Consider the following 16,826-nt stretch of genomic DNA (forward strand, 5'->3'; position numbering starts at 1 on the left):
CATCGACTACAGGAGAGGATGAGGGAAAATGAAAGTTGGACTCAGCACCTACAGTCTTCAACAAGCACTGGATCGCAAAGAATTAACCGTGCCGGATGCTATTCGCTGGATTGCTGATCAGGGCGGGGAGCATGTGGAGATTGTTCCGATGGGATTCAGTTTGATTGATAATCCGGAATTAATTGATGAGATTAAAGCTGTGGCAAAAGAGGTCGGGATCGACATTTCCAATTATGCTATTGGCGCTAACTTTGTTGTGCAAGAGGACGCCGACACGTTGGAGCAAGAGATTCAGAATGTGATGCGACATGTGGATGTGGCATCAGCGCTCGGCGTGAAGCTAATGCGTCATGACGTGGCTTTCCGCCCTGCATCAGAAGGAACCGTAGCACAGTTCGAGATCGACCTGCCGGTACTGGTGAAGGCGTGTCAGCGAATAGCCGATTATGCAGCAGGTTTTGGGATTACAACAAGCGTGGAGAACCATGGGTACTATGTGCAGTCGAGTGAGCGAATTCAGCGTTTGCTACACGAAACAGCGCGGAGCAACTTCAAGACCACGCTGGATGTCGGCAATTTCCTCTGTGTGGATGAAGATCCGGTGAGTGCCGTAAAAAATAATATTCCGTACGCATCGATCGTGCACGCCAAAGACTTCTACTGGAGACCTTCCTACCGGAATCCCGGTGAAGGGTGGTTCCAAACCTCGCATGGCAACTACCTGCGCGGTGCCATTGTGGGCCAAGGCGATATCGACATGCCTGAGGTATTCCGTGTGTTGAAACAATCCGGGTATGACGGATATATCTCGGTTGAATTTGAAGGCATGGAGGATTGCAAAACCGCCTCACGCATTGCCATGGATAACGTCCGCCGCTTATGGAAAGAGGCATAGGGCTGAGTACTTGTTTTAAATGAAATATGACTTGTTACTTATGGCTCAAACAGAAAGTTAGTTCAGTCAGGAAAGGTAGTGAAGGGGGCGAAATCGATTCTGAAGAAGTGAAGCGTGCGCCTTTATCACCGGATTTCCCCTTTGCAAGAAGGGGATTAAAGAAATCTGGGGATAAGAGCGATCGGAAGAACGATTCGCAACCGGAACGTCTACTCCGCAGAACTTCAATTATTTTATTTATGGAGGAATCAGCACTATGTCCAAATTGAAAGTCGCCGTCATCGGTGCCGGATCCATATCCGATTGCCATTTGCAAGCCTATGCCAGTAACCCGGATGTTGAAATATACGCTATCTGTGACCTGAATGCAGAACGTGCCGCAGAAGTGGCGAAGCAATATAATGCCCCTCACGTGTTTACCGATTACAAGGAATTGCTCGCACTGCCTGAGATTCATTCCGTCAGCATCTGTACATGGAACGACTCCCATGCGGAGATTAGCATTGCTGCTCTGGACGCGGGCAAAAACGTGTTATGTGAGAAACCACTCTGCCAAACGGTGGAAGATGCGCTCGAAGTAGAGAAGGCCGTTCGTCGCAGCGGAAAGCTGCTGCAGGTCGGTCTTGTTCGCCGCTATAGCGACAATGCACAGATTCTGAAGAAGTTTATCGACGAGGGTGAACTGGGCGAGATCTATTATGCCAAAGCCTCCAGTCTGCGTCGTCTGGGCAATCCGGGTGGCTGGTTCTCGGATATCAACCGCTCCGGCGGCGGCCCGCTGATCGATATCGGGGTGCATGTAATCGATATCTGCTGGTATCTGATGGGCAGACCGAAGGTAAAGTCCGTCTCCGCTAACGTGTCCAACCGGTTGGGGAACCGCTCGAACATTAACAATCTGTCGTTCTACAAAGCAGCGGACTATGATGCGGAGCAGAACACCGTTGAGGACATGGCGAATGCCCTGATTCGTTTCGAGAACGGTGCGAGCCTGCTCGTGGACGTCAGCTTCACGCTTCATGCCAAAGCGGATGAGACCTCGGTCAAACTATATGGCGACAAAGGCGGTGCCGAGCTGGAGCCGGAAATTTCGATCATTGGAGAGAAATTCAACACTATTTTGAACATGACGCCGCAGGTGGATTTCAAATCATTCGATTTTATGGGCTCGTTCCGCAATGAAATCAACCATTTTATCGACAGCACACAAGGCCGCAAAGAAACCCTTAGCCCCGTCGAGGATGGGGTCGAGGTCATGAAAATGCTCTGCGCCATCTACGAATCAGCACGCCAAGGCCGCGAAATCACACTGTAAAAGTAGCATTGCACTACGAAAATGCTACCACACTCACAACGACGTGCAGACTACGCCCCTTAATAGTTACACGAACCGTTTACGCCAAAACGGAAAGTGCAGAACGAATCCGAAGCAGCAATGCGCTCGCTCTTCTCCCCGGTTTTTCCTGGAGAGAAGAGGAAAATCCGGGTCCATAATGATTGGAGATAGCACTGCACTCGAAATAACGGAGTTACTACGCCCCTTAATAGTTAAACTAAGCGTTTACGCCAAAACGAAGAGTGCAGAACCAATCTGAAGAAGCGAAGCGCTCGCCTTTATCACCGGATTTCCAACAATTATAAAGTGAAATGAAAGAAATCTGGGGATAACAGCGATCGGAAGATGGTACTGCACTTGGAGTGACCGGGCGTAACATGTATGGTTTATCTTTTATCTAATCCAAAGGAGATGAATCAGGATGAGCGAAACCAAAGAAACCGTACTGGAGCAGGAAGAACAGATCGTGGAAGCTGGCGTGCACAATTTTAGCAAAGAGGAAGAGTGGATCAAACCGGAAGATCCGCTGCTGAATGAGCGATTGGAGTGGTTCAAAGACCAGAAGCTGGGGCTAATGATGCACTGGGGACCCTATTCCCAGCTTGGTCTCGTGGAGTCCTGGGCGCTGAGCGACGAGGATGGCGATTGGTCGCGCGACGACATCGACTGGACGGATGATATGGAAGACTTCAAACGGGAATATTTCGATCTGAACAAAACCTTCAATCCGATTCGCTTCCAGCCCGAGGAATGGGCACAGATGGCGGCAGACAACGGATTCAAATACTTCCTGTTTACCACCAAGCACCATGACGGTTTCTGCATGTGGGATACCAAGACGACGGATTACCGGATTACGGGAAAGGACACGCCTTTTCATACTCATAAGTATGCAGACATCTGTCGAGCGCTATTTGACGCTTTCCGGGCCAAAGGACTGGGCATCTCAGCGTACTTCTCCAAAGCGGACTGGCATACCCCGTATTACTGGGCACCAGGCATGGAGCGTGGACGTCATATGTGGCGCGGGCCCTCGTATGATCCCCATAAGTATCCATGGCTGTGGGAGAAATTCGTGGAGTTCACACATGAGCAGATCATGGAGCTGCTGACGAATTACGGACGGATCGAATGTCTGTGGCTGGATGCTGGGTGGGTGCGCGAAGGTCGCCACGGTCAGGATATCAGGCTGGGTGAAGTCGTGGAACGGGCGCGTCAGACCACACAGCCGTGGCTTCTGTCCGCAGATCGCACCGTGGGTGGGCCGTATGAGAATATCGTTACTCCCGAGCAGACCATACCGGAACATCCGATGAATATTCCATGGGAAAGTTGTATTACCGTGGGCAACTCCTTTGCCTTCGGATTCGATGATCAGTATAAAACGGGAAGACAGCTGGCACATATTCTACTCGAAGTCGTGTCCAAGGGTGGTAACCTGGCACTGAATGTAGGACCGCAACCCGATGGGCGTCTGCCAAAAGGGGCAATTCGAGGCATCAAGGGCCTCGGTGAATGGCTGGGTACTCACGGAGAAGGTGTTTATGGAACCCGGATATGCGGGCCTTATTTTACGAAGGATTGGGCTTTCACGCAGAAAGAAGAGATCAACACTGTATACGCCTTCCGTATATACCGAAACGAGAATGAGACCGTACAACCACAGTTAATCATTCCTTATCCGGAAAAGGTAGAGCGGATCGAACTCGTCGGCACCGATGACGTACTTTCGTATCAGCAGACAGAAGATGGGCTTCTTGTGGATCTGCCACAATCCGCTGCAACCAGTGAAGCACCGATCACATACACGTTCAGATTGGTCATAAGCGCATAGAATACCATGTCAATTCCGGGGGAGATATAACAGCCTCCGGGATTTTTATATTCATACATAAGGGACACAATTCCCAATAGAAATGGCCCGCAATCGCTTGCCACACAAGGTTTTTTAGAATAAAGAGAAGTCGGAGAAAATTGCAAATTGATAAAAGATTACTGTACGAGGTACTATCAAATCAAGAAAGCGCTACCTGATATGAATGTTTACATCATCTTTGTTAAACAGGGAATTAAGAACAGAAAAAAGGATGTTTAAGGGATGTAAATGTAATGTATTATTACACTTGAGGTGTAGAAGGAGTGACGCAAATGAGTCGAGCTACGGAAAGCATACCCGCCAAGATGGAACTCCAGCAGAGGAAACATGTGGAGCCCAAGCGGCAGCATCCATTCATCAAAAGCCTCAAGAAGCACTGGGAGCTATACCTGCTCGTGCTGCCCCCGGTGTTGTATCTGTTGATCTTCAAGTACATTCCTATGGTGGGTGTCCAGATCGCCTTCAAGGACTTCAGTGTAGTCAAAGGAATCTGGGGAAGCCCGTGGGTCGGATTCAAACACTTTGAAGCCTTCTTCCAATCTCCAAACTTTTGGCTACTGATCAAGAATACGATAGGAATCAGCTTCTATTCCTTAATTGCGGGTTTCCCCATTCCGATCCTGCTGGCCCTGGCGCTGAATGAGATTCGAACGGGTTACTTTAAGAAGACCGTGCAGATGGTTACCTACGCTCCGCATTTTATCTCCACGGTTGTCATGGTATCCATTATCATTCTGATGCTCTCCCCGCATGTGGGCGTGGTAGACAAGTTGTTCACACTGCTCGGCTTCCCGATGACCAACTTCATGGGTATTCCCGAATACTTCAAATCGATATATGTCTGGTCAGGTGTCTGGCAGGGCATGGGATATTCATCAATCATATACATTGCCGCCCTTGCTGGTGTTGATCCATCTCTCTATGAAGCAGCAAAGATGGACGGCGCATCAAGGCTTCGGAAAATCTGGCACATCGACCTTCCAACACTCGTTCCAGTCACCGTCATCATGCTGATTCTGAGTCTGGGAAGTATTATGGGCGTGGGCTTCGAGAAAATATACCTGATGCAGAATCCGCTCAACACAAGCGCTTCGGAGGTCATCTCCACGTATGTGTACAAGGTCGGTCTGATCGGGGCAAATTTCAGCTTCTCCTCGGCAGTAGGGTTCTTCAACTCCATTATCAACCTGATCCTGCTGGTTATCGTCAACGGCATATCCCGCAAAGTATCCCAGAACAGCTTGTGGTAAAGGAGGAGCTTATCCATGTTCAACCTGATTAATCGTAACCGGATCAAGGACCCGCTCGGTGATCGTATTTTCATGACATTCAACTATATCTTTCTGTTCGCCATACTGCTAACGGTGTTTTACCCGCTCTTGTATATCATCAGTTCTTCGTTTAGCTCTTCACGAGCCGTGACATCCGGTCAGGTGTGGCTGTTCCCGGTCGATTTTAATATCAAGGCGTACATCTCCATATTCAAAAGCCAACAGCTTATGCTCGGTTTCTATAACACGATCATTTACACCGTAGTAGGCACGTTCATTAACGTGGCACTGACCGTCATGCTGGCGTATCCCCTATCACGCAAGTCGTTCTACGGACGAGGGGTGATCATCATTTTCATGATGATCACAATGTTCTTTGATGGCGGTCTGATTCCCACCTACCTGTTGATGAAGGACTTGCACCTGCTCGATACACGCTGGGCGATGTGGCTGCCCGGGGCGCTCGCGGTGTTCCAGGTCATCGTGGCGAGAACGTTCTTCCAGTCTTCCATCCCGGAAGAGCTTGGAGAGGCCGCAGAAATGGACGGTTGCCGGGATATCCGGTATCTGGTCAGCGTGGTTCTTCCCTTATCGAAGCCTATTCTGGCAGTCATGACACTCATGTATGCCGTAGGTCACTGGAATGCGTATTTTGATGCACTGATCTACCTGCGTTCCGAGAAGTTGTTCCCTCTGCAATACGTGCTTCGCAATCTGCTCATCCTGAACGCGGCTGATCCGGCGATGCTCGCCAACACCAGCCAACAGATGCGGGATCAAGGGTTTGAGCAGGTGTTGAAATATGCACTGATTGTTGTTGCGAGCATTCCCATTCTGATCATGTATCCATTTGTACAGAAGCATTTTGTCAAAGGGGTCATGGTTGGTTCCCTCAAAGGTTAATCCTTGTGAATTGAGCCCGGTTGCCTCTTGAAAGGAGGTGAAGGAACACGCCGGCTTCCGGGGTCGATTTTATATGCTTGCACTACAACCCAATAATTTGCCGTTATGAACAAAAAGGAGGAGTCAGATTGAGAAAATCTTGGATTTCGATGTTGTTTCTGGTCTTTGCTTCGATGGCTTTGTTGTCCGCATGCAGTTCATCCGAGGAATCGGGTGGTAGCGACGGTAGCGGTGAGAGCGGAGGTCCTGTCACAATGACCTTCTTTGCTCCGCAAGGCAAAGCGTCCATGGAAGAGAATGAATTTACCCAATTTATCGAAGACAAGTTCGACGTGACCCTGAAATGGGATCTGGCCCCAACAGACGCTTTGCAGGATCGCAGACAATTGCTGCTGGCTAGTGGTGATTATCCCGAAGTGTTTCTTCACGGCAAGTTCACCACCTCAGACCTTCAAACCTATGGAAAACAGGGCGTGTTTCTTCCGCTGCAAGATCTAATTCAGAAGTATGGTCCGAATCTGACCAAGATTATTGAAGAGAAGCCATACTTCAAAGAAGCCATCACAGCACCGGATGGCAACATCTATGCGCTGCCGATCTTCAATGAATGTTACCACTGTACGTATGCACAGAAATACTGGATCAACACAGAGTGGCTCGATAATTTGGGTCTGAAAATGCCAACCACAACAGATGAACTGTATACAGTTCTGAAGGCGTTTAAGACACAAGATCCGAATGGTAATGGGAAAGCGGACGAGATTCCACTTACAGGTGCACCGAACAAGTATGTATGGAATGGCAACATTGATGCCTACCTGATGAATAGCTTTATCTACAATGATAACGACAAGTACCTGATCGTGAACGATGGCAAGGTGAGTTTTGCCGCTAATCAGGAAGGCTGGAAGAAAGGGCTGGAGTACATGAACAAGCTGTATGCAGATGGCCTGATTGATCCGGCTTCCTTTACACAAAATGATCAGGCAATCGGACAACTGGGCAACAAGGAAGGCGATGAAGTGGTCGGCTCCATTACGACGGCGCTGGTCAGTTATCTCGTGAATACCTATGACAAAGACATCACCCGTCACCAGCACTGGGAGATCGTTCCTCCATTGAAAGGACCGGATGGGGTGCAAACGACAGGCGCCACACAGAGCGTAGGTGAGTTTGAGTTTGCCATCACGAACAAAGCGACAGAAGCACAGCAGATTGCTGCCATCAAAATTGTCGACTACATGTTCAGTGAGGAAGGTGCACTGTACGCGGAGTATGGTCCAACCGAAGGCAAGGGCTGGAAGAAAGCAGATGCTGATGAGAAAAACATCAATGGCGAGCCGGCCAAATACAGCTACTACAACCTGCCTGAGCGTGATCCGAACGTCGTTGTGAACGAGAGCTGGTCACAGATCGGAGCGCATGACTTGTCCAACACGTTCCGTAATTTGTTTGCAGAAGGACAGAATCCATTAGAAGCAGAGGGTTACGGTACACGTCTGGCTCAAGCAACCAATGTGTATGAACCTTATGGACCCAAAGAAGTGTACCCTGCGAACGTGTTTATTCGACCAGAGGATACGGAATCAGCTGCACAACTGACTACCGCAATCAAGGATTATGTGCAGACGAATATGGCACAGTTCATTATTGGCAGCAAGAGCATTGATAAGGAATGGGATTCGTATGTCAAAGGCTTCGATGGCCTTGGACTGAGTAATTACCTTGAAATCTACCAGCGTGCCATTGAGAAGAATCAATAATTGTTGAAGGAATCAATATAGAGGCTGTCCCGTCTGTCACCCGTGACCGGGATGGTCTTCTCCTATGACAACCCCACGTCATCCAATATCATTTACTGAATATTTATGGGAAAATGAACAACCAACGCGAGGAATTGTGATTGTCATCATGCGTATAAACAGTTGTGGGGGGATCTCGGAGATGAACAACAATTGGTTTAGGCGTTTGCTGTTATCGTATCTGCCTGTTTTCTTTATTGTGACGACCATTCTATTCTTCATTTTCTTCCAGGTATTCAATGAACAGAATCGTAGAGAAGCACTCAAGGCCAATGAATTCCTGGCCTCCCAGGTCACGCAATATCTGGACAACTCCCTGCGTTCCATCGACTTCAAGGTACTGCGTGAGATTTTGACCAACCCTAACTTGAAGAATTATTTCTCGGTATCTGGCAGCGAAGATGTATATGCCGGCATTCAGGCGGTCCAGGTGGTTGATGAATTGAAAATAGAGTATCCGCTGATTGATTCGATTTATCTCGTTCGATACGGGGATGGCACGGTCTTCAGTAACGGGAAGGCTGTCCCGATTGAAGAGTTCCCGGATGCAGAATTTATTGCAGACAGCCGGTCAAGGGATGAACAGAAGTGGGCAGGAGCACGAGCGTTCCGAGCTTTTTCTTCGCAAGCAGCTGAGCAAGTGATTACGATTGTGCGAAGTGTAGGAAACGGCAAAGGACTTGTGGTCACGAACGTGGACCTGAGTACCCTGAGGAAATCCATCATGCAGATGTATGATCCGGAATTTACGTTTGTGAACATCTTCAACCGTTCGGGCGGCAATCTGTGGGATAGCAGCATGTCAGAAGGAGTTAAAGCTTCTACTAAAACCACGTCGGGAGAAGTCTTCTCCGAATTCACCTCAAGCTATAGCGGATGGAAGGTGCAGACAGGTCTCAATAATGGCGAAATCGTCAAATGGGCTCTGCAATTTTATAATATCTGGTTTGCTTTTGCGGTAGTGGTTGTATTAATCGGGGTAGTGTGGGTGATCTATGTGACCCGCAGGAATTATAAGCCAATTCAGCAGATTGTCACGTTAATTCAGACCGTCTCTTCGCAGAAGCAATCGGGGCTGAACTATGGCAAGGAGAATGAGTTCCGATTCATCCATACGACACTGGAACGCATGATTGATCAGACGAGGCAGTATCAGGAGGAGCATGAAGAGAATCTGATTTTGCAGAAAAGAATGTTCTTTCAGGAACTCTTGGAAGGCACACGAGACTTTACGGGTAGCGAGCTGACAGCAGAGATGAAGAAGTTCAAACTGCCTGAGCTGGAGCATCGTTGGGCCGTCATGGTAGTCGAGATGGATCGGTATGATGCATTTGTGACGGAGTATCATCACCAGGACCAATCCCTCCTGAAATTCGTGTTATCCAGCATTCTGCAGGAGAGTGCATGTCATGAAGGAACGGAAGTATGGGCTGAGTGGATCTCCGACCAGCGTTTGTACGCCATCCTCTGGATTCCGGAAATGGAACAGGCTGAGGAGACCGAACATCAATTGCTCGCTGGTTATCTGGATAGAGTCGATCAGTATCTGAACTTCACTGTGACCATCGGTGTTGGTCGGGTTGCCGTCGATATTCGGGGACTGAGAGCTTCATTGAAAGAAGCTGTGCACGCGCTGGAGTACAAGGCTGTACTCGGGATGAATCGTATCATTCCCTGTAGCGATGTGCCGAATTCGACCAATGATGTGTATGAGTTCCTGAAGACCATCTCATTGCTGGTACAGGCAATGCGCTTATCGGACGATGTGTGGGAAAAGCATTTTGATAGGCTATTTGAACAGATTAGTGAGTCTGTCCTGTCCCGTCAGGAGATTATGAATACGATCCAATTGTTATTTCAGCATTACAATCGGGAATTCGCTGAACTTCCACGAGAGTATCAGGAGTCGTGGGCAGCGATATTCACTCCACTTCTTCCAAGGCTTGAGGGCTGGGAGACGTTAGACGATCTGCGTGAGCTGTGCTGGGAAGGATTCAGGGAACTGGCGCTGCAGATGCAGACGCTGCATTGTTCCCGAAAACACAGATCACATATTCTGGAGATTCGCAAATACATTGAAGAGCATTACAACAATCCCGATCTGTCACTGAACTACCTTAGTGATCTATTCGATATTAATCCGAAGTATCTGAGCAAGCTTTTCAAGGATGAGATTGGGGAGAAGTTTGTGGATCTGCTCATTAGTCATCGCATCGAAAAAGCCAAGTTGCTCATGCAGGAGACGGATAAGGCTATTCAGGAGATCAGTGAGGAAGTGGGTTACACGAACTATAATTCCTTCAACCGGGCTTTCAAGAACGTGGTGGGGGTGGCACCAAGTGACTACCGCAAAGCCATGTGAGTGCAATGCGCCTAACTAATTCCGAACGCATAAGGAGAATGTGCATATGGACTATAAAGATGCTTCGCTTCCCATTCAGGAACGGGTTCAGGATCTGATCGGACGGATGACAACAGCAGAGAAGATTGGACAACTCATTCAGCCGATGGGGTGGAAGACGTATGATAAAGCAGCAGATGGTACAGTACAGGTGACGGAAGAGTTCAAAGCGGACATGGAACAGGGTGGTGTCGGTTCTCTGTACGGTGTGCTTCGGGCCGACCCATGGACTGAAGTGACGCTTGAGACGGGGCTGTCCCCACGGCAGGGGGCTGTCGCGACGAATGTCATTCAGCAGTATGCCATGGAGCATTCCCGGCTGGGCATTCCCATTTTGTTCGGAGAAGAGTGTTCCCATGGACATATGGCGATTGGAGCAACTGTGTTTCCCGTACCGTTAACAGTAGGCAGCACGTGGAACATGGAGTTATACCGCAAGATGTGTGAAGCCATCGCTGTGGAGACCCGGAGTCAGGGAGGAGCGGCAACCTACTCTCCAGTGCTTGATGTGGTGCGTGACCCGAGATGGGGACGGACGGAGGAGTGTTTTGCGGAGGATCCCTACTTGATTGGTGAATTCGCAGTAGAAGCGATGAAGGGACTACAGGGTGATCGCCTCGATTCCAACCAGACGATTGTCGCGACACTCAAGCATTTTGCGGCTTATGGCAGCTCGGAGGGTGGGCGTAATGCAGCACCTGTGCATATGGGATTACGTGAATTGCATGAAATAGATCTGTTGCCGTTCAAAAAAGCGGTGGAAGCCGGAGCATGCTCTGTCATGACCGCGTATAACGAGATTGATGGTGTACCTTGCACGTCCAGTACGTATCTGCTGAATGACCTTCTGCGTGAGCAGTGGGGTTTTGAAGGATTCGTGATTACTGATTTTGGCGCCATTCAGATGCTGGTCCATGGACATAACACCGCTGAGAACGGGGAGCAGGCCGTGGCTCAGTCCCTTCAGGCAGGGGTAGACATGGAGATGTCCGGGTACATGTACCGCAAACATCTCGGTCAGGCGTTGGAGCAGGGGCTGATCGAAGAGAAGGATCTGGACTTGGCTGTGTGGCGGGTGTTGGAGTTGAAATTCAGACTCGGGTTATTTGAACAGCCTTTCGTAGATCCTGACTTTGCTGAACAAGTCATCGGATCCGAGGATCATATTCAGCTGGCGAGGGAAGTTGCACAAGAAGGGATTATTTTACTCAAAAATGAAGGGGCTACCCTGCCACTCTCCAAAACAGGCACGAAGCTGGCCGTCATTGGTCCGAACGCGAACCATATCTATAACCAACTTGGGGACTATACCTCGCCACAGCCGAGAGAGCAGATCGTCACGGTACTGGATGGCATTACGCGCAAGCTTGGCACTGATTCGGGTCAGGTGGTGTACGCGCCTGGCTGCCGGATTAAAGGCGACTCCAGAGAGGGCTTTGCGCAAGCGCTGGCCTGTGCGGAACAGGCGGATGCCATTGTGATGGTGATGGGAGGGTCCAGTGCCCGCGATTTTGGCGAAGGTACGATAGACTTGCGGACAGGTGCGTCTGTGGTAACCGATGATCCATGGAACGACATGGAGTGCGGTGAGGGTATTGATCGGGCATCCCTGAATCTCATGGGTGTTCAATTGGAGCTGGTGCAGGAGGTACATAAGTTGGGAAAACCGGTTATTGTGGTGTATATTAACGGCCGCCCCATTGCTGAACCTTGGATTGATGAGCATGTTCATGCCATTGTGGAAGCGTGGTACCCAGGACAGGAAGGCGGTAACGCAATTGCAGATATTCTGTTTGGCGATGTGAACCCATCGGGTCGCCTGACCGTCTCCATTCCCAAGCATGTTGGTCAACTCCCAGTCTACTATCATGCCAAACGCACTCGTGGCAAGCGGTATCTGGAGATGGATCTTGCGCCGCAGTATCCGTTCGGATATGGACTGAGCTATACCGAATTCAAATACGAGAATGTAAGGGTTATACCGGACGTAATCGGCCCGGAAGACGAGGCACAGGTGCAGGTGAAAGTCACGAATACCGGCGCGGTTGCGGGAAGCGAGGTTGTGCAGTTGTATATCACCGATGTATCGGCTTCGGTCACCCGGGCTGAAATGTCACTGAAAGGTTTTCGTAAAATCCATCTGGAGCCAGGACAGACCCAAACCGTTACGTTCCCTGTGCAAAAGGAACACCTCGCACTGGTCGACTCCCGTCTCCAGTCTGTCGTGGAACCGGGTGAATTCAGGCTCATGGTTGGCCGTAGTTCCACAGAATGGACTGCTTGCAGTCTGCAGATCCAGAAGGTGGGGGTGGAGGTATGATTCGAATTCAGCGATTCATCGAAGATCTGAAGCAGCGGCAATGGCTGGATACGATCGAGCTTCCAGCGTGGGAGATGCAGAGAGCCAGATACATTCGGCCAGGGGAATACGAGTACGAACAGGGATATGAACATAAAGATGAGCAGACAGACAAGGCAATGCAAAGCTTGAATCCGCTCAACAGCGTACACGGAACGACATATTTTTTAAGTAAACGTATGGAGATTCCGGACAGTTGGGAGGATCAAGCCGTTGGGTTGATCTTTGAAGCCGGAGGAGAAGGGCTGTTGAAGGTGAATGGCATACCTTATCACGGACTGGATCGAAATCACGGATTTGTACCTCTGCCAAGAAGTCGGGCAGGGAATACGCCGCAGTTGGAGATTGAACTCTACGATCCGATTCCAGAGCCGCATGATCCACTCAACCGACAAGCCGTTATTCAGCCGCCCATTCGGGGCATCCGGGCAGCATTGGTTCATGTTAATCAGCCATTGCAGAGCCTGATGTACAGCGTTACGGTACTCGCGGAGTCACTCCGGGCATATACCGAGAAGGAGCCCAAGCGGATGGTGCTTACTCAGGCCATTCATCAGGTGATGGATGAGATGTACAATGACCCAGACCGGTGGAGTGATGCAGCCTGGATACAGAACTTCGAACATGCATTGGCTCAGTCGGTACAGCAGGAAGACCCGGAGGAGTATCGAAGTGGCTTCATGCATCTGGTTGGACAATCCCACATTGATATTGCCTGGCTGTGGCCTGTACGTGAGACGGTTCGCAAGTCCAGTCGCACGTTCTCGACCATGTGTACGTTGATGGACACGTACCCAGACTTTGTGTATTCCCAGAGCCAGCCGCAGCTGTATGCCTTCGTGAAGGATCATTACCCGGAGCTGTACGAGCGAGTGAAAGCCCGCATTGCCGAAGGCCGCTGGGAATTGGTTGGAGGCATGTGGGTGGAACCGGATCTGAATATTCCGAGCGGCGAGTCATTGGTTCGACAGATTCTATATGGACAGAACTTCTATCAGGCGGAGTTTGGCAAACGATCCAACATTGAATGGCTGCCCGATACCTTCGGCTACTGTGCTTCCTTACCGCAGATGCTTAAGTTGGCGGATATCCCTTATTTTATGACCACGAAGCTGAATTGGAATGATACCAATGCGTTCCCTTATGACCTGTTCGACTGGGTAGGCATTGATGGTACTTCGGTGCTCGCTTATCTGAATCATGGGGTGAATGAGCACACAAGGCCCAAAGATGTGGATGAACATTGGCAATCATACAAGCAAAAGGATGTGCACCCTGAGCAAATGTTGCTTTACGGACATGGCGATGGTGGTGGTGGCGTAACCGATGAGATGGTGGAGTTTGCGGAGCGGTCCCATTTTATGGTGGGACAGCCGATCAGCAAATTCAGCACAGCAGGCGCTTTTTTTGAAGACATATCAATAAATAAACCGACGTTGCCGAAATGGCACGGGGACTTGTACCTGGAGCTGCATCGCGGGACGTACACGACTCATGCGAGGAACAAACGTAGCAACCGAAAGGCAGAGGTATTGTATCGGGAAGCGGAGATCTGGGGGCAGTTTGCCGGAGCTTGCGCCGCGCACAGAAAGAATGGCCTGGATGAAGGCTGGAAGCTGATCATGCTCAACCAATTCCATGATATTATTCCGGGGACGTCGATTCCTGAAGTATACGTAACGTCCACCGAGGAGTACACGAAGGTATTTACACTCGGTACATCCGCACTGCGGGAAACGCTGGATAACCTTGCGGAAAGGGTTACGACAGATGGAGTGGATGGTCTCCCCTACATTATATTCAACAGCCTTGGTTGGGAACGTGGAGAGAATATCACTATTACAGGGGATGCCCGCCTCGCCGGATTGGCTGCATTTGACCGTCAAGGGAACCGTCTGGCCTGTGATCTTGAGCAAAAGGAAGACAAGTATACACTGCTCGTGCATGTTCCATCGATTCCTGCCTTTGGGTATACAACTATATGGCTGCGCGAGGCACCGGATGTTATCCTTTCAGTAAGGGAAGAAGAATCCTTCCCTTCCACATGGGACACCGAGTTCTATACCCTTGAGTTCAATGACTTGGGAGAGATCACTAGATGGTATGACAAAATGGTAGGACGTGACTGGCTGAAGCCCGGTGATCGGGCGAATGAGTGGCAGTTTTTCCACGACAAACCGACGTACTGGGATGCATGGGATATCGATCCACGATTTGAATCCCAGCGGGCAGGTGCAGTGCAGTTGATCTCCAGAGAGGTTGTACAGCACGGTGCTACGCGAGATGTACTGCGTTTTCGCTGGAAGCTGAATCACTCCGAGATCAGCCAGGATATCATTTTGCATCGCCACCAGCGGCGGGTTGATTTCCATACGAAAGTGAACTGGAATGAGAGCCATAAGCTGCTGAAGGTGGCCTTTCCGGTGGATCTGGTGGCAGCCAAAGCAGCCTATGAGATTCCGTTTGGAGCGCTGGAGCGTCCGACCCATAACAACACCAGTTGGGAACAGGCACAGTTTGAGGTCTGCGGGCATCGCTGGGCGGATATCTCAGAGGGCAACAGTGGTGTGAGTTTGCTGAATGATTGCAAGTACGGGTATGACATCAAGGATCGCACACTCCGTCTGTCCCTGCTCCGTGCCCCGAAATGGCCGGATGAACATGCCGATCAGGGCAATCATGAATTCACGTATTCATTCCTGCCCCATCAGGGCGATTGGCGACAAGCTGCCGTGGTTCGCCGGGCGATGGAGCTTAATCATCCGGTGGAAGTTGTGGCAGCGAGTCAGCATTCCGGTCCATTGCCAGCCGAACACGCTTGGGTTCAGTTCCAGAGTGAGCATGTCATTCTGGATGCAATTAAGGCTGCAGAAGATGGCTCGGGAACGGTGCTGCGTTTCTATGAATCATCAGGAAGTAGAGAAACGGTGCATGTCCAGTGGGCTGAAAAGGAAATCAAGGCATCTACCATTAATCTGTTGGAGGATGAGATCCATCCGTTGGCTGGTGCGAATGGAGCATTCGAACTAACCTTCAAACCGTATGAGATTAAGTCGGTGAAACTTGTTCCGGTGAACCCAAATACGTAATCTTCAGGAGGTATGACATGAAATTAACGAACAAGATCGGTGTCATCGTGGATAGCTTTGGTGTAGGCGTACGGGAAGGGTTGAACAAAGCCAAAGACGTAGGTGCAGAAGGTGTGCAGATCTACGCCGTCAAGGGAGAGATGGATCCCGAAAATTTATCTCCTGCGGCGCGCAAAGAGTTAAAGAGTTACATCGATTCTCTGGGTCTCGAAATTTCAGCATTGGTCGGCGATCTGGGCGGACATGGGTTTCAGGTCAAGGAAGATAATCCGTGGAAAGTAGAGAAGTCGAAGCGGATCGTGGATCTCGCTTTGGATCTGGGCACCAACATCGTCACAACACATATCGGCATTGTTCCGCATGACCCCTCATCGGAAGTCTACGCTACGCTGCACGCTGCTTGTGAGGAACTGGGCCAATACGCCAAAAGCGTTGGTGCATACTTTGCCATTGAAACAGGACCGGAAACGGCTGCTGATTTGAAAGGGTTTCTGGATACGCTGTCGACCAACGGAGTATCGGTGAATTTTGACCCGGCGAATATGGTGATGGTGACCGGAGATGATCCGGCGCGGGGCGTTCATCTGCTTAAGGATTACATCGTACATACCCATGTGAAGGATGGGGTGCGGCTGAAGGAAGTGGACCCAAGAGATGTATACGGTGCAGTCGGTTATGCGCCTATGGATCACGATAAGATTGCCGAGATGGTCTCTTCCGGGACGTTTTTCCGTGAGGTGCCACTGGGTGAGGGTGGCGTTGATTTTGACGGATACTTTGCAGCTCTTCAGGAGATTGGGTACACCGGTTATCTGACAATTGAACGTGAGGTAGGCGATCAGCCGGAGAAGGACATTCGCAAGGCAGTTCAATTTATCCAACAATATCGATAGG

The 16,826-nt window shown here is 50.0% G+C and carries 10 protein-coding genes; all 10 read left to right on the top strand.

The window, feature by feature from the left end:
• Window positions 1-28: 28 nt before the first annotated feature.
• The 10 genes from M1D71_RS01095 to M1D71_RS01140 all read left to right on the top strand — a co-directional run bounded on the left by M1D71_RS01095 (window position 29) and on the right by M1D71_RS01140 (window position 16,825).
• Complete coding sequence (locus M1D71_RS01095) at window positions 29-895, top strand: sugar phosphate isomerase/epimerase family protein (protein ID WP_458124913.1); 867 nt, start codon at window positions 29-31, stop codon at window positions 893-895.
• A gap of 256 nt (window positions 896-1,151) precedes the next feature.
• A complete protein-coding gene (locus tag M1D71_RS01100; RefSeq protein ID WP_458124914.1) occupies window positions 1,152-2,210 on the top strand; it encodes a Gfo/Idh/MocA family protein in 1,059 nt (352 codons plus the stop codon).
• Between the two features lie 442 nt (window positions 2,211-2,652).
• Window positions 2,653-4,065 carry an alpha-L-fucosidase gene (locus tag M1D71_RS01105; RefSeq protein ID WP_458124915.1) on the top strand — a complete coding sequence of 471 codons (1,413 nt, stop codon included), beginning with the start codon at window positions 2,653-2,655 and terminating at the stop codon, window positions 4,063-4,065.
• Between the two features lie 314 nt (window positions 4,066-4,379).
• Window positions 4,380-5,357, top strand: a complete 978-nt coding sequence (locus M1D71_RS01110; protein ID WP_105602244.1) for an ABC transporter permease — start codon at window positions 4,380-4,382, stop codon at window positions 5,355-5,357.
• Between the two features lie 15 nt (window positions 5,358-5,372).
• The gene (locus M1D71_RS01115) at window positions 5,373-6,281 is read left to right on the top strand and encodes a carbohydrate ABC transporter permease (RefSeq protein WP_458124916.1); all 909 of its coding nucleotides are present in this window, start codon (window positions 5,373-5,375) and stop codon (window positions 6,279-6,281) included.
• Between the two features lie 128 nt (window positions 6,282-6,409).
• Window positions 6,410-8,044: an ABC transporter substrate-binding protein gene (locus M1D71_RS01120; RefSeq protein ID WP_458124917.1), complete on the top strand. Its 1,635-nt coding sequence runs from the start codon at window positions 6,410-6,412 to the stop codon at window positions 8,042-8,044.
• Window positions 8,045-8,225: 181 nt separating this feature from the next.
• Entirely contained in the window at window positions 8,226-10,445 is a 2,220-nt protein-coding gene (locus M1D71_RS01125; RefSeq protein WP_458124918.1) for a helix-turn-helix domain-containing protein, read from the top strand.
• Window positions 10,446-10,491: 46 nt separating this feature from the next.
• Entirely contained in the window at window positions 10,492-12,804 is a 2,313-nt protein-coding gene (locus M1D71_RS01130; RefSeq protein ID WP_458124919.1) for a glycoside hydrolase family 3 N-terminal domain-containing protein, read from the top strand.
• Window positions 12,801-15,932: an alpha-mannosidase gene (locus M1D71_RS01135; RefSeq protein WP_458124920.1), complete on the top strand. Its 3,132-nt coding sequence runs from the start codon at window positions 12,801-12,803 to the stop codon at window positions 15,930-15,932. The genes M1D71_RS01130 and M1D71_RS01135 overlap by 4 nt, the downstream gene beginning before the upstream one ends.
• Before the next feature lie 17 nt (window positions 15,933-15,949).
• Entirely contained in the window at window positions 15,950-16,825 is an 876-nt protein-coding gene (locus tag M1D71_RS01140) for a sugar phosphate isomerase/epimerase family protein (protein WP_458124921.1), read from the top strand.
• Window position 16,826: the final 1 nt, after the last annotated feature.

The sequence above is a fragment of the Paenibacillus sp. Z3-2 genome, assembly GCF_054161325.1.